Below are 24,030 nucleotides of genomic sequence, written 5' to 3' on the forward strand. Positions count from 1 at the left end.
TTCTTGGGTACTCGAAGCTCGTTTTCAGGTTCATCGAATTATTGAATTGCGTACCGACAATATGTACCGCGACAGTATCGGCACAAAATGTATCACAGTCACGGGGCTTGAACCAACCGGCCCTCGGTTTCGCTAATCATTCTGGACAATTTTTATGTATGTGTGGATAGTTTCCAACTTATGCGCATTCTGGTTATCGACTGCGATTCGTTGCGACCCGACCACTTGGGCTGTTACGGTTATAACAGGGATACATCCTCAAATATTGACGAACTGGCGGCTAATGGACGGCGGTTTACGAATTACTACACATCGGATTCTCCGTGTCTCCCGTCCAGGACAGCACTATTCACCGGACGCTTCGGGATACACACCGGTGTCGTCAACCACGGTGGATTGAACGCGGATTCGCGACCGGTAGGACGGAACCGCGAGTTTCGAAACTTCGGAGAGTTCCGGACCTTCGCCGAATCACTCCGTCAGGCTGGGCATCAAACAGTAATGATAAGCCCGTTCCCGAGTCGACACGCAGCCTGGCACGTTCTCGATGGATTTCAAACGTGGACAGATACTGGCGGGTATGGTGGCGAACGGGCCGGTGTCGTCTTCGACGAGGCCGACGCTTGGTTGGCCGAACACGGACGCGAAGAAGACTGGTACTTACACGTTAATTTCTGGGATCCGCACTGTCCGTACGACACGCCTGTGGAGTATGGCAACCCCTTTGCGGACGATCCGGCACCCGAATGGCTGACAGCGGAGACAATCCAAGAGCATCGTGACGGATACGGCTTCATTAGTGCGAGAGACACGCTCTGGTTCGCAGACTCACGGCGGACGGAACGAACCCCAGACGAAATTGCGACGCGTGAGGACTTCAAACAGTGGATCGATGGGTACGACGTGGGTATCCACTACATGGATTCGTACATCGGGCGGATCATCAATCGGCTGAAAAAACAGGGTGTCTTCGAAGAGACGCTTATCGTCGTTACGGCCGATCACGGTGAGAACCAGGGAGAACTGAACGTGTACGGTGATCACGAAACTGCGGATGACAAGACGGCACGAATCCCACTGATTATGCACGGCCCTGAGGTGGCGTCGGGAGTCGACACAAATCTCCACTACCACCTCGACCTCGGGCCCACGCTGGTCGAGTTAGCCGGTGGCGAGACAGCCGATAGGTGGGACGGCCGGTCGTTCGCGACTGCCGTCCGCGATGATGGAACGAGCGGCCGCGATTTCCTGGTTCTAAGTCAAGGAGCCTGGGCCTGCCAGCGAGCTGTGCGCTGGGACGATTGGCTCTGTATTCGAACGTATCACGACGGCGTGAAGCAGTTGGACGAGACGATGTTATTCGATCTAGCGGCAGATCCACACGAGACAAACGACATCTCAGAAGAGTACCCGTCAGTCGTCTCCAGTGCACTCGAGAAACTACAGCGGTGGAAAGCGGCTCGGATGGAAGAGTCTGCAACGGGCGAAAACGGTGGCAATCCCAACACTCCGAACGGACTCGTCGATCCGCTGTGGGATGTGATTTGCGAGGGTGGCCCGTATCATCCGAATCGTTCCGGTCGCCTGTCGGAGTACGTCCAGCGGCTCGAAGACACGGGACGAGAGGAACACGCCGAAAAGATCACGCGCCAGTACTTGGAGGGGTAATGATATCACTCTCGTTCGGCCTCGTATGGTTATCGAGCGAGGGTGACGCGACGGTTTGCGACCATACTATTATTAGGTGTCGACCGAATTTTCCCGTATGGCTGGCTGTCGAATCAGCGCAGAGTACGAGTTCCGCGGGAGTCAGGTTGTCCGCCTCGAAAACGAATCGTTGCGCGTCGAAGTCTTGGCAGGGAAAGGCGGTGACGTGACCGAAATACGAGACAAGCGAACAGACATCAACGTCCTGTTCGAGGCGCCCCACGAGTGGCACACCCCTGACGACGGGTACGAACATCCGACTGATGAGGCCGCAACGTTCCTTGATTACTATCCTGGCGGGTGGCAAGATGTTCTCCCGGCAGCTGGCGGCCCGTCAGCACCGTCCGGTGTCCCGATCGGCGTGCACGGTGAAACAACACTTGCGCCGTGGGAGGTCATCAAGGTTCGGGACGAACCGGAAAAAGTCGCGGTGACGCTGTCACTCTCGTTGACGCGCTACCCGTTCACCGTGGAACGAATCCTCGCGCTTGAAGCAGGGGATCCCGTCTTGCGCGTGGACGAACACGTTACGAACGAAGCGCCGATTGCGGTGTCGTTCTCGTGGCTCCAACACATTACGTTCGGACCGCCGCTGGTCTCTCCCTCCACTCTCGTGGATGTTCCCTGTACAACAATTCTCACCGATCCCGACCACGATCCAGCGGCCGCACGATTACCGCCAGACGAGGAGTACAAGTGGCCAATCGCACAGCGTGAGAATGGCCGTGACATCGACTTACGACGCTTGCCTGATCCCGACGAACGAGTCCACGACCTCGTCGCACTTACTGGATTCGATGAGGGGCGTTATACGGTGACGAACCCGGACATCGACCTAGGTGCGACGGTTCGATTCCCTGAGGACCTCTACGAGTACTTGTGGTACTGGCAACCGTTGGGTGGATTCACCGAACCCCCGTTCTTCGGGCGAAACTACAACATCGGACTTGAACCGTGTACGTCGATTCCGAACTCCGGTCTCGACCGGGCCATCGACAACGAGACGGCTGCAGTACTGGACGGTGGCGAGTCGCAACAGTCCACAATCGAACTTGAAACCCATCCAGCCTAGAGGCTCCGAGGTGTGGGCCTTCGGTGCGTTCGATGGTATTTCAAAGGAAGCGACGCGCCGACAGTAATGACCACAACGGTGTTCGCCCGCATTCCGGAGAGGAGGTATCCCCTCCCAATTATTCCAGTTCGACTTCGATCAGATGAGGGAAGTACTCAGCGAACTCAACGTATGTGATGTAGATTTTCTTTCCGCCTTCGATCGCGAGTTCAGGATGTTCCTTTCCGGCGTAAGTTGGGGTATGGGATGCTAATCGTTCGTGCTCCGGGTCGACTGACCAGAGGATCACCGGATCATCCCATGGTCCCCAAGGGGTCGGTGCAGTTCGACCGACGACTTGACCAGTCTGGTCGAGAGAATAGACGGTGAGGTACGCGTCGAGATGGGCGTTGTACGAGACAGACATCTCGTTAGGCATCCCGTGAAAGACTGGACGAGCGTCTTGGAGATCAACCGACCATGATCCCTCACCATCGAAGTATTCATAAGCCGTTACGTCGGCAATCGCGTCGTGGGGGACTCGAGCGACGTAACAATCGTCGACGCCAGCCGGTGCGTGCTCTGCACCATAGACGAACACGTAGTCCATATCATCCGGGTCAAGCACGGCCGTTCCGAAGTGTGGATCGCGACGATCCCCTTTCTGATCTTTCTCCCAGAGGATCGAGGAGTTGTCGTGTTCGACCCGTGTGAACTGATAATCATCGGCCGACCCGCGCGCGACGCCCGAGCCGATCAGTTCGAATCCCGAAGCAAAGTCGTCCTCGACTTCGGAACCGATTCTGACGACCACGTAATACAGATAGAGCGTCCCGTCGACGTAACAGCCGTCGAGACACCAAGGGCGGATTTCCGTCTCGTCTTCATCGGGGTGGGTCTCGACGAGCTGGCGGATTTCGCCGTCATCATCCAAGATGTACTCGAAGTTCTTGAGGCCGTCCGTGCCATCGGAATCACGGCAGATGAGTCCACAGTTGTACGGTAGTCGTTCGAAGCCCCCATACTCCCTGAGTTGCTCTCCGTGGGGCATCCGCTCGTCGACGGCCCGATCGCCGATAAGAGTGTCGCCGAAGAACCAGAGCGCTTCGCCCTCCATCGGAATCGAGTACGCTCCGTCCTGGCCGCTCATTCGATTCGGATTATCGGCAAATTGTGGACCGAGATCACGCGCTGTCACGGGTCGAAGTGTGGTATTCAGGCTCACATTCCAATACGAGCGTGGCGACCATTTATTGCTTATGTTTGTTTCAGCAGTCACCGGCGACGCGATCCAATTCCGTCAGTAACTCACAGCAGTTCATGGCAACAGGATGAAATCGGGAGAACCAGGGGCTTCTCCATCATCAAGTACCGTAACTACTATTACCTACTGTTTTGTTACTACATAACGATTATTGATGTCGAAGCTTGAATCAATAAAACTCGTCCATCACTGTCATACGGACATCGGTTATACCCACGACCAACCGGTGCTCTGGGATCTCCAGCGCCGTTTCATCGATCAGGCACTAACAATCACTTGGAACGAACGGCAGCGAGACGACCCCGGCGCGTTCAAGTGGACCGTCGAAACAACTGCCCCCCTCCTGCTCTGGTTGGACACGGCCTCGTCAGAGCAAATCCGGAAGTTCGAGGAGTTGGAGAATATGGGGCGGATTGAAGTCATGGCGACATTCGCGAACATCACGCCCAACTACGGCCCCGCACAAACCGTCGAATCCCTCCGGCCCGTTCGGTATCTCCGTGAGGAATACGACTTCGATGTTCAATACGGAATGAACTGTGATGTCAACGGACAGAATTGGCCGTTTGCGGACGCGCTTCTCGACGCTGACATCCGCGGGTTCTCGATGGGAATCAACGAACACTTCGGCGGCATTCCGTTCGAGCGTCCCAAAGCATTCAAATGGAAGGCACCGAGCGGACGTGAACTACTCTCATTCAACGGATTCCACTACTCGACTGGGATGCAACTCGGCATCGGTCACGACGAAGAATACCTCGAAGAGACGGGCGTGCCGCTACTGGAGCGACTCACGGATGAGTCTGGGTATCAACTCCCCTCGTTATTGGTCCAGAGCTACCACCCGTTTGGGGACAACGGTCCGGCCTACGCGCAGTTCTCGGACTTCATCCGGTCGTGGAACACTCGAGACGGTGTGGAAGCAGGCGAACTTCCATCTCTTGAAATGATTACTCCCGCCGAGTGGTGGAGCACCGTCGAAGCGCACGCGGACGACCTTCCGACGTACGAGGGGGACTGGACGGACTTCTGGAACTTCGGTTCGATCAGCAGCGCCGCTGAGGTCGCCGTAAACCGGAAAAGTCGGCGCCGTCTCCACAGTGCGGATGCGGTAGAGGCTGGCCTCTCCGCAATAGACGCCGGACAAGCCGACCGAGAGCCGTCGCGTCGGAGCGCACCTGGAACGCGGTCAGACGCTTGGTGGGCCGTCAACCTCTTCGACGAACACACTTGGGGTGCGGACACGGCTGTCAGCGTTCCTGACGGCGACGACGCACGGAGTCAGTGGTACCACAAGGCGAACTACGCACACGACGGGCGAAGTCTCAGTCAGATGCTTCAGCGCGATGGACTGGCAGAACTCTCCCGGCGCGTCGATCATGAGGGAGGTGAGGAGGCGTGAGCAAGTTCGACGAGGGGGTATTTCTCTTCAATCCGCTGCCGTGGGACCGCGACATCGCGGGACCAGTGCCGCTGCACGTCCTCAGTCCGCGCGGCGAGGATGACGACCAGACAGCCGGTCGGCACTATCAGGATCGCGATCCTGAGCAACCGTCGCTGCCAACCCACGATGGTGCGGATCGCGACTCCTCGCTGTATGGCTCGTCAGTGCTCCTCGAACCGACGACGGTTCCTGGGTACGGGTATACGGTCGCTTCTCCCGATGACCTCGTCTCTCAATCGGACATTTCAGAGTCCGAGCAGGGTACCATCGAGACTCATCGATACGACGTGAGGTTCGACCGTGAGCGCGGTGGAATCGCCTCTTTGTACGACAGAGACCTCGAACACGAATGGGTAGACGACGACGCGGAGTACCCCGTCGGCAGTTTTGTTCACGAACAAGTCGCTAACGACGACTGGTCACAGCCGCGTCAGAGATTGTTCCGCTGGCCAGCCGACGAGTGGCACGACGCGGCGATCGGGCTCGGCGACAACCCTCGCGGATTTCAGGCCGACTGGCACGCTCAGCGGCGTGGTCCCGAACAAGTTCGTCGCCATGTGGTCTACGATACGCCGCTCGGCTACGACGTGCGTCAAGAACTCGTCGTACCCCAACTTGAGAGTGATGTCGCACTCCGGCTGTTCTTCCCATCCTACAGCGACGAGGTCGTCGTCGAGGCACGCTGGCAGATGGGACTGACGACTCATCCGGAGTCAACTTACCTTGCGTTCCCTTTTTCGATAGACGACGCCGTTCCCCACCTGGATGTTGGCGGCACCGCGATCCAACCGGGAGCGGATCAGATGCCCGATTCGGTGCACGACTACTACACCGCACAGAAGTGGGCTAGCCTCTCGAACGAGAGCCACAGCATGGTCGTGAGTTGCCCGCTGAACCCGATGATCCAGTTCGGCGAGTTCGGATTCGCGAACAACGACCGGGAATTTTCGCTCACCTCTCCGCAGATTCTCGGGTGGGTCACGAACAACTACTGGGATACGAACTTCCGGGCGCACCAGCCTGGACCCGTGACGGCCCGCTATCACCTCACGCCACACGATGGACCATTCGACGAGTCCTTCGCGCACCGACGCGGCTCTGAAGCTGAGGTGTGGCGCCCACTCGCACAGACCCTCGGAGAGGGAACCGTCTCAGATCCGCCCCTCGATGCACGGGGACAGCTCCTCGACTTGCCCGCACCGCCAAATCTCGTCCTCCAGATCCGTCCCCTCGAAGAGCAAACAGGTCGGTCGTGGCCGGATTACACGGTTTTCGACCCTTCGGACGAGTTCGACATGCTCGTCCTAGTTCATAATGCCTCGGATACGAAGCAGTCCACGTCGATCGAATCGGAGCAGCTAACGATCAAAAATGCCGAATTCCGGACGCCACAGGGTGGATCGATGGACAGGGATCTCCAGAGTCAGGGCGGCCGCGTTGACCTCAAACTGGCACCGAGGAAGACGATCGCCGTCGCACTCGACTGCACGCAGTGAGAGTTACCGAAAACGGAGTTCTGATCAGGTTTCCAGTCAGTTCCAGTGAACGATGGTGACTTTCTCAGGAGGTTTGATAGTACAAGTTGTATCTCACATCGAATGCTTCGGATTTCGTATGTTGCCATCCCATGAAACACTCTATTGGGCAAGAGAACTGCACCGGCTTCGATCGTACACCGGAAAAATGCGGCAGTAGTTCGTGGATCAAACTGTTCACCCCTCGGAGAGTTTTCTCGGCCAACTCTAATAAAAAATTATTAATAAGGAGGTTATAATGAGTGGTACGTTATCATATAACTCAACAGAGCTCCACCCGCGAGGAGACGAGAGACACATCAGACGAGAAAGAAGAGCCACGAGTATCGAGGCGGTCGATGATTACAAGTGTCGTGGTCGCCGGCACTGCATTTGGTGGGATCGGTGCATCGCCGACCGTACTCGCTAAGAACGGATCCCCATCGGCAAACAATTATCCGAGAACGAAAGTCGCATCTGAGTGGACGAACAGGTTCGACCGAAAATCGGGGTGGTTGGGAGCCGCCGACATCTACTCACTACCGATGGAGGGGTACGACGCGCGTGTTCCACCGACAGATCAGAAGACGCTGTTCCTGTTTAGTGATTCGCTCGTAGAACTCGGCGATCCAACCGACGACTCATGGAGCGAATTCACGATAGTGAACAACACCCTCGGTATGATGGATCCCACCGACGAGAGAGGCGGGATGGACTTTTACTGGCGGGAGGACGATGCTGGTGATCCACGGGCCGTTTTCATTCCGGAGGAGAGCGATACCGGTGACTGGTACTGGCTCGGTGATGGGTATGTGAACAACACACTCGACGGCCAACGGTACGTCTTTGGACTGCAGTTCCGCGACGATCCGGACGGGTTCTTCCCTATTCAGGTGGAAACGGATCTCCTCATCCTCGGATCAGACGAAGACCCGCCATATCGAGACTACGATCGGCGGAGCACCCCGCTGTTAGTCTCGGCAACAGAGAACCGGGGGCGGCGCGCGTTTACGTCCTGTGTCATGCCAAACACGGAAGCCGCGGGCGCACCGAATCCGGACGGGTACGTCTATGTCTACGGCATCGAAGAGTTGGTGAAGCCAAAACAACTACTCGTTGCTCGGGTCAAGCCGCGACACTTCGAAAACTTCGATCAGTGGGAGTACTGGGACGGCTCGTCGTGGGTATCACAACCGGGCGCCGCAGCAGGTGTCACCACTCGCATCTCGAACGAATTGAGTGTGACGCCACTTCCCAACGGCGAGTATCGGCTCACATTCCAGCTCGACACGAACTCGAAGTATACTGCCGTGCGCCGTGGCGAGAGTCCCGTCGGTCCGTGGGGGCCGGTCGAGAAAATATGGGCTGCGGCGGAGCCGAACGAGGACGACGACCACTACGTCTACAACGCAAAGGCACACCCGCACTTGTCCACCGGTCGCGGGTCACTCCTCATCAGTTACAACGTCAACACGCGGGCATTCTTCGAAGACTACGATCGGTACCCGAGTTTCTACTATCCACGATTTATCCGCTACCAGGGACTGTAAGAACTAGACAGGTCTCGGAGTCTCACGTCACCGTTTCGTTTCACGTATCGGTATAAGCAGCACCCAAACCCGCGGCCCAGACAGCTAGACGACGTCTTGCATCGAACGGTACTGGTCGAAGAGTCCCTTCATGTAGCCGATCGCGAAGAGTCGTCCCTTGTCCTGGTAGCCCGGGGTGTCGTTCGGTTCGCCAGCCATCGTTGGAGTGTGATCTGGCCGGATTGGGCCATCGAACCCGATTGCATCGTACGCGCGAATTGCGGCACCCATATCCGTCGGCCCCTCATCCTGCCAGACTTCCGTAAAGGAATCCGCGGTTCCGTCCACGTCCCGGAAGTGTGCAAAGTGAATTCGCTCGCCGAAGTGACTGATCGCCTCGGGGACATCCACTCCCATCGCCGTGAAGTTGCCCTGGCAAAACGTGATACCGTGGTGGCGACTGTCGTTGAGCGCCAAGGCGCGATCGAAGTTTTCGACGCTAGTCATGATCCGATCGACGCCCCGGACAGAACTGATCGGCGGGTCGTCCGGATGCAGAGCCAGTTTGACATCCGCTTGCTCCGCGACTGGGATCACTTTGTCGAGAAAGTACTCGTAGTTCTCCCACAGTTCCGTCTGGTTAACGCCGACCAGATCCGGTCCTCGTTCCATCTTCGCATGTTCGTATCGTGTAACGAGCGAACCGCCCCGACCGCGAACCGAATTACTCGTTCGCAATACCGTCAGTGGTGCCATCCAAGCGTAACACCAGATATTGATTCCCACGCGACCCATGTTCCGAAGCATCGTCTGCACCGAATCGATCTGTTCGTCGCGTCCGTCCCGACCCAGAATCACGTCGTCGAGTGGCGGCCAGACCTCGAGCACATCAACATCGAACCCCGCGTCCGAGAAGCGCTCATTCATATGGAGGAGCGGTTCGAACGCCCACGGGTCAGTTTCGTCGTCCGTCTCTGGAAACCGCGTGACTGCGGTCGTGAGACCCATTTGTCGCGCGAGATCCCATCGTTCGGTCAGCTCTACAGGCAGGATTACACTATGATCCATATTTTATAAGAACACCAGAGGTAGAAAAGTATGGGTATTGCGGAAATATTATAATTTCTCGCGGTTGGATCGTAACACCATCACCGCTGCTTCAGTCAGCGGACGACTTGGGGTATTGGAACGCCTTAGAGGACGCCAAATTCTTCATAGACCTCGTCGATCGGCATCCCGTCGGCGATCTGTTCCCGCTCCTCGTTTTCCTTCTCGTAGATCGACTCGACGCGGAGCAATACTTCATCGACTACTTCTCTGGGAATGAGTTGAACACCGTCGAAATCTCCGAAGATGAAGTCCCCGGGTCGTACGGTAACGTAGTGGGTCAGGTGGCCGGGCAGATGAATTGCTTGGTCTATTTCGACGATCTCCCAGCCACCGAACGCATTCGGTGCAGTCCCCTGCGTGTAGATGGGAAACTCGTCCATTTCCTTGATATACTGCGTGTCCCGGACGTTCCCAGCACATAGCATCCCGCGAGCGCCGTGGGAATACGCCAGTTGGCAACTCATCTCTCCGAAATGTGCCAGCTGGCTGTCACCTCCCACATCGAAGCAGAGTATGCTTCCGTCCTCTTTGGCCTCGACGGTTCGCATCATCTGTTTCTGCGGGTGTACGTCGTCGCCTTCAACCTCTTCCCCGAACTCCTCCGGGTGGACGGACGAGTGAAGTTTCACGGGAAGTGCGCGTCCGGCGAGGATTTGATCCTCGTTCAGGGAGAAGAACTGCTGGGAGAGTACGGTATTTGTAATTCCAAGATCCCAGAGTGCGTCAGAGACGTTGCCGCCGTAGCCAGCACGTTTGAACCGCTCAACGCGTTCGATGTCGTCGATGTCGAGTTCTCGGGGTGCATCCTCAATCTCGAAGTCGTAGAGTGTCTCGGTTGGCATCATCCAAAGTTTAGAACCGATGATAATGAAAGTATTCCTCATTAATGGGGTCGTGTTTAGTTAAGCGTGAAGAGTGAGGCAGGAGAATTTCTTACTGATCTATGGCAGAAATCGCCCGCCTCATCGGAGTTAGAGACTGAATTGAATTAGAGTTTGTGGAGAGCGAGCGGACACCCGGGCCGGCGATGGAACTAGGTATTCAATCGCACGTTGCGAGACTTTCACTGTCGAATACCGTCGAGTTATTCGAGGGCCTGGGTGTCCAAAGCAGCCGAAAAGCAATCCATGATTGGGTCGAAAAAGCCGATCTACAGCCAGAATCCGGACGAACTCCGAATTAGGTTGCGCTTAATGAAACAGTGATTCGGATCAACGACCAGCAGTTCTGGCTGTACGTCGCTGGCGATCCCCCCACGAACGAGTTGCTTCACGTTCATCTCTTTTTGACAACAACGAGCGGACTCACCGAGATCTTTCTCCGCGGACTACGACAAAAACACGACGTCGAAACCGCCGTCTTCCTCGTCGATGGCGCTCAACACCTCCAAACTGCACTCCAACGATCTGGACTCCGATTTCAATCCTCGCGCCACGGAAATCGGAATGCCATCCAAGGGATTTTTCGAGAAGTGAAGCGATGAACATCGTCTTTCTCGAACTGCTTCAGCCACGTTGAACCAGAAACAGCCGAATCATGGCTCCAAGCCTTTGCTTGCTGGTATAATGCTACAAACGGCACTGTATAGATAATCTCAGCGGGTGTTTTCCATCAAGTGATTAGTGCGGTCTGTGGTGGTTGTAATAGTACTGGAATGGTCGCAACCACCGCCGGACGGCAGCCCGACTGCCCACCCATGAGGTATGAAAGCGGTCGGTACACATTTTGAGGGTGTGAAATTATTTTTCGGTGAGGTTTCGAGTCGAGTAGTCGAGCCGACCGCTCAACCCTAATCGAGAAAAGGCAGTCGAGTAGCCAAAGCCTTCGACGAGAAACTCTGCGTCTTCGACAGCGTGTTTCTCGGTGAGACCATGCAGAAACGCCGCTGCTGGATCAGTGCCATGGCGGCAAAATACAGCGACATCGAGCAACAGCTTCGTCTCAACGTCGATCGCAGCGTACACCCACTGCCACTCACCGTCGATTTTGACAGCGATCTCGTCGACCGCGACCCGCGTCGGCTGTGCCGACGGCGGGACAGGTGCGCTGTCAGCCAGTCGCTCCTTCCACTGCCACACAGATTGATGTGACCGATCTATGTCGAGCAACTCCAAGATAGCAGCTGTTTCCCGAAGCGACAGCCCCGCTGAATGGAGGCGGACGGCGAACGCCCTGACGACCGTCGTCGTCCGCTCCCGTTCCCAAACCTCATTATATTCTGCTTCTAAGCTCTCATCGAGGAGTTCTTTGAGTGGCATGGACACTTACTCAAAGAACTCCCCACCTTCTCAAACTCACTAACTAGACAGTGTCCGATCGATAAATATATTAAATATATTAGATACACCTGGAGATGATAATCCGGCAAGATGAGTTAAAAATCAGCTTCATCAGCATCTGCGGTGTCGTTTCTCGTGCCACAAGATCTAAGACAATCTGATCGATACTACTGCGAAAGTCTCGTTGTCAGACATAAATCCTTTGAAAGTGCTACGGCTCACCAATTATCCTTCTCTGTACACAGCCAATTACATAATATTCCAATTAGAACAGATTATCGTAAGTTACCGCGATAGGTAGTAGGTCATCTCGACGCAATCTCTAACAAGGAATTGCAAGACGTCCTCAACAACGTAGACGGATAGTAGCCAACTTGACTACTTTTCGCGGCAGTAACATACAAGCTCGACGGGACGTAAACTGAGTCAGCAGTATAGTACGACGTGGAGCGGCAAACCATCTACGGTTGGCTCGAATGCTTCGACACCAGTTAGTCACTTGAGCAGACCGATGTCTAATAATTCTTGAGATGGTAAAAGATAGAAGATAACAGTATTAGATAATATTAATTTGTAAAATTATCAATCAAGTCCACCTGAAGATATCAGGAGGGATGTGCCAGCATTAACCCGGGTCGATATTGAGATCGTCATCAGCAGGACCGATGTCACTGTCCAGTCAACAGACGTCATTCTGGTTAAGTACAATCCGATGGACTTCTTCTCATCTATCGAGAGGAGGGTCAGACGTAACGAGCGGTTCTACGATGACGGTCTCGTGTTCCAGTACAGGACGTTTGCTTGTTCCAGTCTCGACGTATCCAACGATGTTACTTCTCACAAGCGCACCCAGATCACGGCTTACATTCCCGTAGTCTCGTTCAAGAACGTCGGCAAGCTCGCGAACAGATTCTACGTTCGTCCGAGTGAGCGCCTGGATGATCTCGCGGCGATTCGGAGTGAGGGTTTCCTCGGCTGTCTCATGCGAAAGTACAAGCACATCGTCATATCCTGCATCAGAGAGAGTCTTCGCCAGCATGGAGCGGGCACGGACACGTTCCGGACTGTTTGCGTCTTCCAACCCCTTGCCAATTCGATCCTCGTGTTTGTTCTCACTCATACTATCACCAGTGACACTATTGTAGACCTCTACAATATTTAAATATTGGGGTAATAGCAATATGAACGAGACAACAAACATCGACTTCCGCCAATCGAGACAGTAGTGGTGGGACAGGGGAGTCGAAACACAGGGGACATCGGGGGAAGTGTCTCGAGGTGGCCTGACCACCAGAGACACAGAGGGGGAGAAGTGAGCGGGGCGTCGAAGATCGGGGAGTGAGCGGTCGAGACACAGGTGGGGGAGTGGGCAAGCTCGTCGCAGGTGGGACTCTCCACCGGGAGAGACACACTTGGGGACTCGGCAGATCTGCACTCACCTCTGGAGCGGGAGCTGTAGCGGTGCGGTGGCTGTCGGCGGTGCGGTGACACACACCAGGAATCCAACAGTCTGAGCCCACCTGGGGAGCGGGGCTGTCTGCTGTCTGCGGTGGCTGTGCTGTCGCGGGCTGTGGACAGCGGTGGAGAGTCGGGCAGGAGACTCGGACACTGGGGGGCAGGCCACACTGAGGCACACGGGAGAATCCACTGTGCTACACTCACCTGGGGAGCGGGGCGGTCTGCTGTGTAGTGCTGTCGGCGGTGGCTATCACTGCTGTCTGCGGTGCGGTATCTCACGGAGCTCGGCCACGGCACACCAGAGGACCAGATCAGTGTCGCGGGGTGACTCGTCCACAGTGTTCAGAGAGAGGCCGCTGAGAGGGCGCTGAGAGCGGTGGCACGCTGACAGAGGGGAAACCACATGGATTGGGTGGGAGAGTGCTGGGGCGCTGTCTGGAGCGCGCCACGCGGCCAGCAGAGAGTTTCTCCGGAGCCACGGAGAAACTCGATGGGTGGAAGTGGTGTGACCAGCTCACCGGAGATCTCTACTGGACTCGCTTCGCCACCTAGCTCAACTACCTGACTCAGCTAGTCCACCCACGCTGTCTACCTCCTGGTGCCGCTGTCCACGCTGTCTCCACTCGCCGCCGCTGTCCACGACGCTGTCGACGCCGCTGCTGATTCGGGACGGTGCTGTCGCTGTTGCTGTTGGAATGCTGTTTGCTGTGTTGTTGCGGTGCTGTTTCTGTTGCTGTTGCTGTTGCTGTTGCTGTCCCCGGTGCTGTTGCGGTGGCTGGTGTCGCCCAGAGACACGCCGGGGGTGCAGGTCTCGGAACCCGGTGGGGATACTCACCAGTGACTCGAGGTGGAGTCCCAGCCAGTCACCACTCATCTTGGATGTCCCCCTTCTCGATACCGGGGTGGTCCCACTGTCTGCACGCTGCTTCAGAGCTCCACTCTCGATGAGAGTCCACTTCGCTTGGAAACAGTCCACCTAGCCCTCCTGGTTGAGACAGTCCTACTCTCGATGAGAGTCCACACTCTTGGGAAGAGTCTGGATAGTCCTACTCGTAGAAACAGTTCTACTCTTTCTACTCTTGCTACTCTTGGGAAGAGTTCCACTCCCGGTCACACTTGCTGGAGTCTCACTAGTTCCACTCGTAGAAATAGTTCTACTAGTCCCACTCTTTGGACTAGTCCACACTCTTCCAACGATGTCTACTCTTTCTGATAGTACTACTCTCTGGAACTCCTCCACTCCCCTTTTCGCTTCGCCACCTGGATTCTCTCACACAGCTTTCTGTGGGTGCCCCCTGATCTGTCTTGACTCTTTCTCGCTCCACACTCTCTCCTCTCTATTCCACTCCCAGGCTCGCTCAGCACACCCACACTTCTCACCTTTATGATATAGGCCGGAGAGGCCAGCATCGACTCAATTCTGTATCCCACTCTCACATCGCTACTAGGGCACCCCAATATAGGGGTGACGCCGATGTGGTTTGTAAAGGAACTGTAGGGAAATTTGTAGGGAAATTTGTAAGGGAAAAGATTGTAAGGGAAAACTTTGTAAGGGAATTGTAGGGAAAGTTTTTTAGTACTTGGTTTCTGATACTTTTGCATGGTAGAGGTTCATGCTGAGATAGAACTGGACACGATGAGTGTGAAGATACTACAGGTGCTTGATGAACATGATGGGGTTGCTACCTCAACAGAGATAAAAAATGTTCTTGGACATGACAGTACACGCCTCATAAATTATCGGAAATATGAGTATCTGGAGCCTGCTGGGCTGATCGACACTTCTCAGACTGAGGGTGAACGGTCGGGAGGAAGACCCACTCAGGAGTGGTCGCTGACGGAGAAAGGATTGGAGCTTGTGGACGAGATCGATGAAGAAACGGGAGAGCCTCGTGGACTTGCAGACCGAGTTGAACGGGTGGAAGATCGGTTAGGAGCACTTCAAGAAACGTTGTCTGAACTAGAGGAGCAGGGGGTGAACTCTGACTCTGAAGCGGGTGAGAACGACCAGATTCTCTCGCTGATCGAGTCAGTCAATAATCTTCAACAGCGGGTTGGTGAGGTCGAAAGTCGAGTCGAGTCGATCGAGTCATACCCGGTGTTCGATGAGGAGATGCAAGGAACACTTGATGCTGCAATCACTATGTCGGCAGTGTCAAAACAACTCTTGGCAGAAGAGCACGGTGAGGAGAGGGTCGCGGATCTCTTTGCAGAAAAAGAAGAGGATCTTCACACTTTCAGGTGAGGAAATCCATCGTTTCACTGGGTTCTGAGTCGTCCTGCTCTGTGTCTTCTGTGGTTGGCTGTTCCTCGGAGTGTGTCTGTTCGTTGGCCTCGTTGCTGGGTCTAGTGGCCTGCTCTGGTGACTGCATCTCATCTTCAGACGGGGTGTAGCCGCAGTGTTCACAGGCAAGCAGATCGCTTTCCGGCGCTCTCTCGTAGCTGGTCTCCTCCCCACAGTTCGGACAGACATCAGGGAGTTCACTATCGCGCACGTCGCTCGCTTGTGCTGACCCCGCACCAGAGTCACCTCCAGAGTCGCTTTCACCGGGGGATGGTTCCTGCTCTGAACTGTCGCGTTGTGTCGCCTTCGACGCGCCACCCTCAGTACGATTTGAACCGGGTTCGTCGGGTTGTTCGCCCGCTGACTCCGGGGGTTCGCTCGTGTCTTCACCACTTCCTTCGGGCGTCTGCTCCTGGTCTTGGCTGGGTGCTTCGTGGTCGGGTGGGGTTTCATCAGCGGCGTCGTCAGCGCCTTCGTCGGTGTCGTCGGTCTGCTCATCTCCCTCTTCGCTCTCCTCGTCTGAGTACGAGACTGTCCCCATGTTCACGTCGTCGTCGGTGAACAACGGCTCCATCTCGCCTTGTTCGTAAATCATCGGCTCGTGGTAGTTCTCGTTGGCGCTGTCGGGGAACACCACGAACAGGAAATCATCGTCACGGGGCATCCGTGGGAATTCATTCTCGGGGATGAACGGCGTGTAGAGGTCTTGCCAGTCCTCGCGAAGCTCATCCAGCGACCCATAGGAGTGCGTCTCTGAACCTTCTTGGACTACCCACTGGTCGTCAACAATCTCGCGGTACGCTTGCACCTCAGTTCGCTCCGGGTCGCCCACAGCCTCCGGGCTCTCGAATTGCGCGACTACCTCCTTGCTGTCTTCAGTCTCGGCAATCACTGCATCCCCGTCTTCTTTCCACTCCAGCGAGTCGGATGGATCAGTAGCTCGCCGGACGGCGTAGGCGTCGGCGTCGATCGCGAATTTCGATGTTTTGTTGTAGAATTTCCGGTTGCCCTGCGCGTCGACGCTCGCTGCACACAGAATCGTGTCGTGGTCGATACCGTTCCCGCTGGCGTCGTAGATGACTTTCTCGCCCCGCTCCGGCCAGTGCTCGATCTCGTGGCTGTCGGTGTCATCGAATGTGGCGTCCTTACAGGTGAACACGCAGGTCTCGTTCGCTTCGATTGCCTTCCGCAGATTCGTTAACGTCTGCATCGGCTTCATGATCGTTGAGGTCTCTGCCTCAATCGAGATGTGTTTCCCGTTGCTCACCTCGTACAGCCGGGGGTATTGCGTCTTCAACTCCTCCTCGGCTTCTTTGATCGCGGGCAGTGTCTCTTCCTCTGTTGGGTCGATCGGGAGTCGCGCCACTCCGTCCGGCAGAGACTCACCCTCTTGTGTCGGCAGTGACGTGATCGCGCCGAGTTTCGTGAACGCTTTGTAGGACTCTTGGAGGATGTAGCGGTGGTCGTCACCGCCACCAGACGCCGACGACCCCGTATCCGCGCTGAAGACGGTCGATTTGCCGTGGTCAGTCAACTCGATCTCGACGTCTCCTTCCCCCCGATGCCGATCCACTTCCTCGTATTTCTCGAAGCAGTTGTTGATGATCGACTGGTAGCCGGTTTCACCGAAGCGTTGCTCGATCACTTCAATAGCGAAATCGGTCGGGACTGGCGTCTCAGCGTCTTCATGCAACACTTGCGCGGCGTAGATGCCTTCGAGGATCTTCTGTTTCGGCATTTCTTCGGCAGTCATCTCACTGGCCGCCCCGCCAAACGACATCTCTGTACCGCGCGCAGATTCAGTGAACGCCTTGCTACCCGGAACATCTGAGTCGCCCAACTCGGTGAAATCCCCGAATTTCAATTCACGCTGGATCTCGTCGTCGGTGAGTGGCGCTTCACCGTGCTCTTCGAGCGTCCGCTCGATGATCTCCTTCGCTTCTTCCTCCGACCGCAGCGGTGGATACGGCGCGAACGTCCGGAGGTTGAGTGGATCAGTTTCGTCTGCCCCATCGGGGAGCGGGAGTTTCGTCCAGCAGCGATAGAAATTCGTGTTCATCAAGTCGTTTTTGTCGTAGCCCTCAAAGTTCGACATCAGGATCCGGGCGTCTTTCTCCCCTGGCGTCCGCATCGCGATCTTCGTGTTGGCGTTGTTCTCGACGGCGTTGTAGACGTGTTCGTGCTTGCTCTTGATCTGGTTGGGGTACTGCGTTCCGAGACAGACTGAGAGCCACATCGACCGGGCTCGAACCAGCATGTCCTCGACGGCAAGGTTGTCGTTCGCGATCTTCTCGAATTCGTCCAGTTGGAGGAAATACGGCTTGAGCTCGCGATCCGGGTCGCGATCCTGGCGTTTCTTCGCACTCCAGAGGTTCCGGATCACGGTGAGCGTGATCATCTGGTGGATGTCCGACGAATCTACTGGGATCCGAACGAGCAGGATCTTGTCGTCATCAATAATCTCGTCCCAGTCGATGGTAGAGTCTCGCTTGGAGATGATCTTCCGGATGATCGCGTTTTCGACCCAGGATTTGACACGCCGGGCGAGCGGGCGCACCTCGTCGTCCTCCATCTTCGCGATCTCGATGAGCCCTTGTCTGAGGTAGTAGTCGTCAACCTCATCGATAAATTCGAGGCGGCGTTCAGCGTTCAACAAGATGAAATACAGATCGATAACGGTGTATTTCTCGGAAGGGTCACGGTCGTCATCGAGGGCGACCTCGGAGTTGTGTCGAAGCATCGCGCGACCCATCGACTCGATGATTGAGAGCATCCGAGCGCCGTCAAGCCCTTTTTTGCCGCTGCCGAAGATCGCGATCAGGTTTTCGAGCCGACTCTCGATTTCTTTCTCACGTTGGGACTCGTCTGTCTCGGCAGGCATATCGAGCATGTTGATCCCGACCTCGCGATAGAACTGGCTTGAGCTCGGCTCGAGGAAGACAACATCATCCAGACGGTGTTGCGGGATCTTCTGGAGGAGTTCAAGGGTGTCACCGCTGGCTTTCGGGTCGATGTTACAGAAGCCGTTGCCTGCGTAAGCGTGTTGGACGGCCTTGTTCTGGAGGATGGTGCTTTTGCCCGCGCCGGTCGTCCCAGAGATCCAGAGGTGGCGTTTGAGCGCGTCGAAGGGGACGCCAGCTTCGCGGAAGCCGTCACGTGCGTTGTCGTCGTAGCCAAGCCAGAAGCCCTTGTTCTCGTCGGAGACCGCTGGATGCTCGAACATGTGTCGGACGGTCGGCCCAGCAACAGGGCCTTCTTCGGCTGTATATTCAATTGGTTCGTCTTCTCCGGCGCGTTCATACGCTTCGTGCTCGATCGCGTATTCCTCGCCAAGTAACGTCTCTGGGTCGAGAGTATCTTCAGTGTCTTCATGGGTCCCATAGATGTCCTCTTCCAGCTCTTCAACGGACGGTTCATCATCTCCACCGATTCCAAACAGCCCCATGTTATCGCCCTCCAAAACTCATGCCCGTGTCTCCATCTCCTGACGTGTCGTTGCTGGTAGTCGCCGTCTCGTCAGACCTCTCGTTGTGTTCTTGAGCGTCTACGTCGGAGGTCTGCTGAGGTGTGTCTGAGGACGTCTCATTATCGGATTCGGAATTGAGATGAACGCCTTTGTCTGCGTCAGAAGCCACAGGTTCACCGGTCTGCGTGGTCTTCCAGGGGATCTGCGGAACCTCGATGTGGGTGTTCGGGATGTGTGCGATCCCGGCGAGTTCGTCAAGACTGAGGATCATCTCGTGGTCGACCCAGCGCCGATAGACCATGTTTTTCAGGAATCCGAGCGCCTCGGGCTTTTCTGTCGGCATAGGGTGGTCAACGAGTCGCTGTTTGGCTTCACCGGAGTAGACGTTCGTGAAGAGTCGACTGACACCGCGCGCCCGCTCGATGGCTTCTCGCCGGTTTGGTGAGGCCGCTAAGACGCGGATGTCGATGTGGAAGCCCTGCTTGCCGCGTTGCTCGCGGACGAGCTTCGCGGCTTGCTTGTCTTTGTGGCTCGGGCCGTATTCCTCAATTTCGTGCCAGGGAAGCCACGCGGAGATGTTGCGGAGACTCTCGACTTCGCCTTCGAGAAGGCTGTTGGCGACTTCATCGACAGACTGGCCGTTTGGCCCGTTTTCTGTCCAGTCATGCCGAGCGGGCTTGAAGATGACTTGGAGGACGACCATCGAATCATCGAGCGTGGCCATCTCGCCGAGGATGTCGGAGTAGGGGTCGCCATGCGGGAAGCCGTCGCCTTCGTGGTGTCGGATCGGGACGAACGTGTGTCTGTTCTCATCGAGAGTCGCGCCGGAGATGTAGTAGCCTTCGTCCATCTGCGGGAGCGCGTCACAGTTGTCGAGTGTCGCAACCTCAGAGTTAGTGTAAACGCTTTCGACACGTCGCTTGAAGCGGCTTTCAGCGCGGGGGTTGGCAGCGTACATTCTGAATTTGAATTTGCCTCTGTCGAACCAGATCTCGAAGGCGTGCGAGTCGCTTTTGTTCTCACCGCCTTCGATGTAGACGTCGTGAAGCGTCTGTAGGAGGTTCGCACCCGCGTCGATCCCATCGTTTTCTTTGTACGGACGGATCTTAAGTAGCTTTCCTGGCAGTTCACTTGATCCGGGGTGTGTGTCGCTCTGGAGTTGATACGTGTTGTAGTCGAGCGGCCAGTTGTCATCACCACTCGAGGAGGGCCAAAACGGCAGTCCCATTATAATTAACCTTCTTTGATTTTTTGTTTATAAACTTAACGAGGGATCAAACCGACAAAGTGTTATGGAATTGGGTTCGTTGATCTCCTAGGTATTTTTGTTGAGATGCTCCATCATTAGACCAGTAACACCACAAATTTCTCTGCCCTTGGCTTCACTCTTAACTTAAATCTACTGGAGCAAGCGGTTCAATATTTTTCTCAGATTGTCACTTAGTCGTAGATGTTTCGCTTGTAGCCGATGTCCCGAACAAAGAGTTCCTCCTTGTCATTACGCCAGTCAGCAGTCAAGCGGTGATCCCCAATCCGGAACCAATAGTGCGGCGAGTTACGCAACCGTTTCAGGTAGTGGTTGGGAAAGTCTGAAATTTCATTGGGTTTATTCACGATACGGTCTCTCACGTCCGGTTCGGCGTCACGTAGCCACTCGGCCGCATTATCCGATACGACAACCTCGGCCATATCAGCCACGTGAGTTCAAATTCTTGTTTCAGGTCGTCAAGAGTCGTTGCATTCTCTCGATCAGCCGAGTCCACGCGGTCGAGTGTCTCCGGGGAAAGCTGTGGGGCAACCGTCGACCACCAACCAGCCCCACGCGCGCCGGTTTTCTTCGTGTCTACGAGCCCTTTTCTCGCATCTGCTCTAATCGATAATGGTGTGCAAGCCAGAGCGAAAGTGGAATATCCAGCCCGGGAGTCTCTGGGGACAGTCAAACCGGGCTTGCGCGATTCACGCCCGGCCTGGAGGCTGGGATTCTCTCGCTAAATTAAGATAGAGACCAATATAATACTCTGAAGTACCATACTCTAAAGTACGATTATCGAAAATACTATTATCTGTCCGGCGGGAAGGGATTGTATGTCCGAATTCGTGAACCGGACGGAAGAGCTCGCTCGTCTCCGCGAGCTCTACGACTCAGACGACGCGGAACTTGCGGTGATATTCGGGCGTCGCCGTCTCGGAAAAACGGCGCTCGTCCGAGAATCGCTGCAAGAGTACGATGACGCTGTCGTATATCAAGCCAAGCAAAAAACGAGTGAGTTACAACTCCAGCAGTTCATCGAAACAGCTGCAGAATCGCACCATGGAGTAACACGAATTCGAGAAGATTGGAATGAAATTCTCGGGTATCTCGCCGAACAGGATGCGATTATTGTCCTTGACGAGTTCCCCTATCTTGTTGCGCAAGACGAGAGCCTCCCGTCCGTGTTACAGGCGATGTTCGACCACGAACTCGATGAGTCAGCTGCGACATTTGTGCTCGTTGGATCATCAATCAGTATGATGGAAGACGCAGCTTTACTCGGAAATAGTCCGCTCTACGGTCGTTCATCCGTCAAACTCGATATTAGACAACTGCCGTTCGATGCCGCGATGGAGTTCTTCGACGACAGATATAGTGCAGATGAGCAGATACTCACGTGGGGTGTTTTTGGTGGCGTTCCGTACTATCTAGAAGAAGTTTCCCCGGATGCGACGCTCGCAGAGAATATTCTGCGGACGATCCTTTCCCGACATGGGACACTCCATGATGAGCCTGATTACGTCCTCCGAATGGAACTCACCGAGCCAACGCGGTACTTCTCAATTCTGGAAGCCATCGCTGGCGGGAGTACTAGCCGAAACGAAATTGCCGGAACCACCGGCATCGACTACAACCAACTTTCAAAGTACCTCAATCGACTGTCTCGATTGCGTCTGGTGGATCAGCACGTCCCGATCACAGAACAGAAAGAGCGGAGTAAGCGCAGTCGGTATCGGATTCGTGACCCATTCTTCCGGTTCTGGTTCCACTTCGTCTACGGGACAAGTGAGCAATATGACGAGTTAGGAGACGATGCATACGACGCGCTGATTGAACCGGAGTTGGCTGACTTCGTGAGCCGGTCGTTTGAAGATCTCTGCTGTTCCGCACTTCGAACGCTGTACCCGGAGTATACGATTACGAACACTGGACAATGGTGGTATGGTGAACACGAGATCGATGTTGTCGGCCTTACAGCTGGCGAGACACTGATTGTTGGCGAGTGCAAGTTCCAGCAGTCACCACTCAGCTACAAGTCGCTATCGAACCTCCAAGATCACACCGATGAACTTCGATGGTCGCCACGAGATGGGGGTGATCGTGTTGTAGAGTATGCGCTCTTCTCACGGAGCGGTTTCAAGCCGTCAGTCGAAGAGACAGCCGCCCAGCGAGATGACCTCCGCCTATTCACCGTCACTGACGTTGTACAGGCGCTTTCAGTGGCCAAGCCGTAGTTCACGGAACTCCGACATCGAACGAACCCCAAACCGCGGTCAAGGACTCTATAATGCCAAGATCAGCCATACAAAACAGTAATGAATTCGAGAATAAAGGACTACTCATCGGCCAGATTCTCGCAGGTCTTCTCCTTTTCACTTACCTGATCATTTGACCCGAACAGGTGAAACCGAGAACCCAAAGACAGTAATCAATCCTCTCGCGGATCATCGACAAATTCGTAAAGACCACCTTGGTTTACCTGTTTGATCCAGCCAGCATTTCTGAGATTCCGGAGGGCGTACTCAACTTGCCCTTTGTCGAGAGAAGAGTGTTCTCGCAGATATAATGGGTTTACACGTCCCCACGGCTCGCCTGAGTCTCGACCCTGTTTGAATAGATCGAGGACAGATTCCTCCCGTTCATTAGGTTCGTATTTTTCGTTGACCATCAGCCACTCTCGCATTTGTAGTCGCGAAATATAATACAAAGCATTTTGCTTGATGTTTTGTTTTTCTAATTGCTCAGCATTTTGCTAAGCAAAATATTTATATACTATCCACCCATAGAGGGTAATGTGAAGTGTGGGATACCTCAGAAGTGGAGGCTGGTGTCGTAGCACCAACCCCGCGCTTCGCAAGTGAACGAAGCATGACTACGAACAAACCCAAACGACTTCAAGATACCGAGTTCCCAGAACGATTCAGTCCGACAGGATTGAGCAGTCTGGGACAGAGGGAACAGAGAGTCAAACAAACAGAGAACGGTTCAATAGGGACGGCATCGTCCATCAGTCACCAGGGAGGAGGTGTGTAGGATGGCAACAGAAACAGCTAAGAATGCGTTGTCGGACACGATGCGAGAAAACATCCTGGAACGTGATGACCATCAGTGCAAATACTGTGAGGTAGGGAGTCCAGTCGCGGCACTTGAGGTTCATCATATCCTTCCGGTTAGTAAAGGGGGCCGGGATGTCCCTGACAATCTCGTGACGCTGTGCGAACGGTGCCACAAGGCTGTTCATCGGCTGAGCGCAGTCGACGGATTGTCGTGCTGGATCTTGGACGTTGCTCAAGATGAGGAGATGAACACTCCCGACTCACCGGAAGTCCTGCAAGACAAATACAGCATTCCAGTGCCCGAGCACTGGGACTCAGAAGAGTGGGTAGAAACGATCTCAGAGTTGGAGGTGCCAGCGCGTGTCTACCTCAGCAAGAAGACCATCAAAGGGAATGAGTACTACTACTTCCAGTGGCGTGATGGTGACTCTGTGAGATCCGAATACATTGGCCCGGCGAACCCGAGTTAGTAGGAGCGCAACAAGCAGCAAGACCGGAACCGGGGCGTTAGAGAGGATCTCTACAAACCCACCGGGGCCCCTGTGGCTCGGACAAAGAATGGATGCTCCGATAATCCTGGAACCTGTTTCCGGAAAAGTGACTCAACCTGTATAAT

17 protein-coding genes and 2 pseudogenes are annotated in these 24,030 nt (G+C 55.1%); 9 read left to right on the top strand and 10 right to left on the bottom strand.

All coding sequences use genetic code 11. From position 1 onward, the window contains the following. Positions 1-180 precede the first annotated feature (180 nt). Together ACMGFL_RS15385 and ACMGFL_RS15390 are read left to right on the top strand one after the other, a co-directional pair. Positions 181-1,668 (top strand): sulfatase family protein, encoded by a 1,488-nt coding sequence (locus ACMGFL_RS15385; RefSeq protein WP_436936478.1) that lies wholly within the window; start codon positions 181-183, stop codon positions 1,666-1,668. A gap of 97 nt (positions 1,669-1,765) precedes the next feature. After that, positions 1,766-2,779, top strand: a complete 1,014-nt coding sequence (locus ACMGFL_RS15390) for a DUF4432 family protein (RefSeq protein ID WP_436936479.1) — start codon at positions 1,766-1,768, stop codon at positions 2,777-2,779. 118 nt (positions 2,780-2,897) lie between these two features. On the opposite strand, the gene ACMGFL_RS15395 is transcribed toward ACMGFL_RS15390, so the two are convergent. Beyond that, positions 2,898-3,908 carry a DUF5005 domain-containing protein gene (locus ACMGFL_RS15395; protein ID WP_436936480.1) on the bottom strand — a complete coding sequence of 337 codons (1,011 nt, stop codon included), beginning with the start codon at positions 3,906-3,908 and terminating at the stop codon, positions 2,898-2,900. Positions 3,909-4,176: 268 nt separating this feature from the next. Between ACMGFL_RS15395 and ACMGFL_RS15400 the strand changes: the two genes are divergently transcribed. The 3 genes from ACMGFL_RS15400 to ACMGFL_RS15410 all read left to right on the top strand — a co-directional run bounded on the left by ACMGFL_RS15400 (position 4,177) and on the right by ACMGFL_RS15410 (position 8,530). After that, positions 4,177-5,424, top strand: a complete 1,248-nt coding sequence (locus tag ACMGFL_RS15400; RefSeq protein ID WP_436936481.1) for a glycoside hydrolase family 38 N-terminal domain-containing protein — start codon at positions 4,177-4,179, stop codon at positions 5,422-5,424. After that, on the top strand, positions 5,421-6,962 hold the full coding sequence (locus tag ACMGFL_RS15405; RefSeq protein WP_436936482.1) for an alpha-mannosidase: 1,542 nt from the start codon (positions 5,421-5,423) through the stop codon (positions 6,960-6,962). Before ACMGFL_RS15400 ends, ACMGFL_RS15405 begins: the two co-directional genes overlap by 4 nt. Before the next feature lie 377 nt (positions 6,963-7,339). Next, entirely contained in the window at positions 7,340-8,530 is a 1,191-nt protein-coding gene (locus ACMGFL_RS15410) for a DUF5005 domain-containing protein (protein WP_495849333.1), read from the top strand. A gap of 84 nt (positions 8,531-8,614) precedes the next feature. Here the strand turns inward: ACMGFL_RS15410 and ACMGFL_RS15415 are convergent, their stop codons facing one another. Next, entirely contained in the window at positions 8,615-9,577 is a 963-nt protein-coding gene (locus tag ACMGFL_RS15415) for a mannonate dehydratase (protein ID WP_436936484.1), read from the bottom strand. A gap of 125 nt (positions 9,578-9,702) precedes the next feature. Beyond that, positions 9,703-10,461 (bottom strand): RraA family protein, encoded by a 759-nt coding sequence (locus ACMGFL_RS15420; RefSeq protein ID WP_436936485.1) that lies wholly within the window; start codon positions 10,459-10,461, stop codon positions 9,703-9,705. 140 nt (positions 10,462-10,601) lie between these two features. On the opposite strand from ACMGFL_RS15420, the pseudogene ACMGFL_RS15425 reads away from it, so the two are divergent. Then, positions 10,602-11,207 (top strand): annotated as a pseudogene (locus tag ACMGFL_RS15425) (IS6 family transposase). Between the two features lie 31 nt (positions 11,208-11,238). On the opposite strand, the pseudogene ACMGFL_RS15430 reads toward ACMGFL_RS15425, so the two are convergent. From ACMGFL_RS15430 to ACMGFL_RS15440, 3 genes and pseudogenes are all read right to left on the bottom strand, one after another. Continuing rightward, positions 11,239-11,877 (bottom strand): annotated as a pseudogene (locus tag ACMGFL_RS15430) (IS6 family transposase). 745 nt (positions 11,878-12,622) lie between these two features. Continuing rightward, positions 12,623-13,018: an HVO_A0114 family putative DNA-binding protein gene (locus tag ACMGFL_RS15435; RefSeq protein ID WP_436936486.1), complete on the bottom strand. Its 396-nt coding sequence runs from the start codon at positions 13,016-13,018 to the stop codon at positions 12,623-12,625. Between the two features lie 891 nt (positions 13,019-13,909). Then, entirely contained in the window at positions 13,910-14,230 is a 321-nt protein-coding gene (locus ACMGFL_RS15440) for a hypothetical protein (protein WP_436936487.1), read from the bottom strand. A gap of 726 nt (positions 14,231-14,956) precedes the next feature. Here ACMGFL_RS15440 and ACMGFL_RS15445 point away from each other — a divergent pair. Next, complete coding sequence (locus ACMGFL_RS15445) at positions 14,957-15,601, top strand: helix-turn-helix domain-containing protein (RefSeq protein WP_436936488.1); 645 nt, start codon at positions 14,957-14,959, stop codon at positions 15,599-15,601. Here ACMGFL_RS15445 and ACMGFL_RS15450 read toward each other — a convergent pair. The 3 genes from ACMGFL_RS15450 to ACMGFL_RS15460 all read right to left on the bottom strand — a co-directional run bounded on the left by ACMGFL_RS15450 (position 15,594) and on the right by ACMGFL_RS15460 (position 20,795). Further along, positions 15,594-19,085, bottom strand: a complete 3,492-nt coding sequence (locus tag ACMGFL_RS15450; protein WP_436936489.1) for a type IV secretory system conjugative DNA transfer family protein — start codon at positions 19,083-19,085, stop codon at positions 15,594-15,596. The two genes, ACMGFL_RS15445 and ACMGFL_RS15450, sit on opposite strands and share 8 nt — an antisense overlap. Before the next feature lies 1 nt (position 19,086). After that, positions 19,087-20,334 carry a DUF8128 domain-containing protein gene (locus tag ACMGFL_RS15455; protein ID WP_436936490.1) on the bottom strand — a complete coding sequence of 416 codons (1,248 nt, stop codon included), beginning with the start codon at positions 20,332-20,334 and terminating at the stop codon, positions 19,087-19,089. Between the two features lie 212 nt (positions 20,335-20,546). Next, the gene (locus tag ACMGFL_RS15460) at positions 20,547-20,795 is read right to left on the bottom strand and encodes a type II toxin-antitoxin system RelE family toxin (RefSeq protein WP_436936491.1); all 249 of its coding nucleotides are present in this window, start codon (positions 20,793-20,795) and stop codon (positions 20,547-20,549) included. Between the two features lie 396 nt (positions 20,796-21,191). Here ACMGFL_RS15460 and ACMGFL_RS15465 point away from each other — a divergent pair, with 396 nt between their 5' ends. Further along, a complete protein-coding gene (locus tag ACMGFL_RS15465; RefSeq protein WP_436936492.1) occupies positions 21,192-22,592 on the top strand; it encodes an ATP-binding protein in 1,401 nt (466 codons plus the stop codon). A gap of 194 nt (positions 22,593-22,786) precedes the next feature. On the opposite strand, the gene ACMGFL_RS15470 is transcribed toward ACMGFL_RS15465, so the two are convergent. Beyond that, complete coding sequence (locus ACMGFL_RS15470) at positions 22,787-23,026, bottom strand: MarR family transcriptional regulator (protein WP_436936493.1); 240 nt, start codon at positions 23,024-23,026, stop codon at positions 22,787-22,789. Between the two features lie 366 nt (positions 23,027-23,392). On the opposite strand from ACMGFL_RS15470, the gene ACMGFL_RS15475 reads away from it, so the two are divergent. Further along, positions 23,393-23,884: an HNH endonuclease gene (locus tag ACMGFL_RS15475; protein WP_436936494.1), complete on the top strand. Its 492-nt coding sequence runs from the start codon at positions 23,393-23,395 to the stop codon at positions 23,882-23,884. Positions 23,885-24,030 lie beyond the last annotated feature (146 nt).

It is taken from the genome of Halovenus marina (genome assembly GCF_051414115.1).
Lineage (GTDB): Archaea > Halobacteriota > Halobacteria > Halobacteriales > Haloarculaceae > Halovenus > Halovenus marina.

What these genes read in the sequence shown, in the direction of transcription:
- ACMGFL_RS15385 (WP_436936478.1), top strand. Translation starts at nt 181, where the DNA reads ATGCGCATTCTGGTTATCGACTGCGATTCGTTGCGACCCGACCACTTG.
- ACMGFL_RS15390 (WP_436936479.1), top strand. Translation starts at nt 1,766, where the DNA reads ATGGCTGGCTGTCGAATCAGCGCAGAGTACGAGTTCCGCGGGAGTCAG.
- ACMGFL_RS15395 (WP_436936480.1), bottom strand. Translation starts at nt 3,908, where the DNA reads ATGAGCGGCCAGGACGGAGCGTACTCGATTCCGATGGAGGGCGAAGCG.
- ACMGFL_RS15400 (WP_436936481.1), top strand. Translation starts at nt 4,177, where the DNA reads ATGTCGAAGCTTGAATCAATAAAACTCGTCCATCACTGTCATACGGAC.
- ACMGFL_RS15410 (WP_495849333.1), top strand. Translation starts at nt 7,340, where the DNA reads ATGATTACAAGTGTCGTGGTCGCCGGCACTGCATTTGGTGGGATCGGT.
- ACMGFL_RS15415 (WP_436936484.1), bottom strand. Translation starts at nt 9,577, where the DNA reads ATGGATCATAGTGTAATCCTGCCTGTAGAGCTGACCGAACGATGGGAT.
- ACMGFL_RS15420 (WP_436936485.1), bottom strand. Translation starts at nt 10,461, where the DNA reads ATGCCAACCGAGACACTCTACGACTTCGAGATTGAGGATGCACCCCGA.
- ACMGFL_RS15435 (WP_436936486.1), bottom strand. Translation starts at nt 13,018, where the DNA reads ATGAGTGAGAACAAACACGAGGATCGAATTGGCAAGGGGTTGGAAGAC.
- ACMGFL_RS15440 (WP_436936487.1), bottom strand. Translation starts at nt 14,230, where the DNA reads ATGAGTGGTGACTGGCTGGGACTCCACCTCGAGTCACTGGTGAGTATC.
- ACMGFL_RS15445 (WP_436936488.1), top strand. Translation starts at nt 14,957, where the DNA reads ATGGTAGAGGTTCATGCTGAGATAGAACTGGACACGATGAGTGTGAAG.
- ACMGFL_RS15450 (WP_436936489.1), bottom strand. Translation starts at nt 19,085, where the DNA reads ATGGGGCTGTTTGGAATCGGTGGAGATGATGAACCGTCCGTTGAAGAG.
- ACMGFL_RS15455 (WP_436936490.1), bottom strand. Translation starts at nt 20,334, where the DNA reads ATGGGACTGCCGTTTTGGCCCTCCTCGAGTGGTGATGACAACTGGCCG.
- ACMGFL_RS15460 (WP_436936491.1), bottom strand. Translation starts at nt 20,795, where the DNA reads ATGGCCGAGGTTGTCGTATCGGATAATGCGGCCGAGTGGCTACGTGAC.
- ACMGFL_RS15465 (WP_436936492.1), top strand. Translation starts at nt 21,192, where the DNA reads ATGTCCGAATTCGTGAACCGGACGGAAGAGCTCGCTCGTCTCCGCGAG.
- ACMGFL_RS15470 (WP_436936493.1), bottom strand. Translation starts at nt 23,026, where the DNA reads ATGGTCAACGAAAAATACGAACCTAATGAACGGGAGGAATCTGTCCTC.
- ACMGFL_RS15475 (WP_436936494.1), top strand. Translation starts at nt 23,393, where the DNA reads ATGGCAACAGAAACAGCTAAGAATGCGTTGTCGGACACGATGCGAGAA.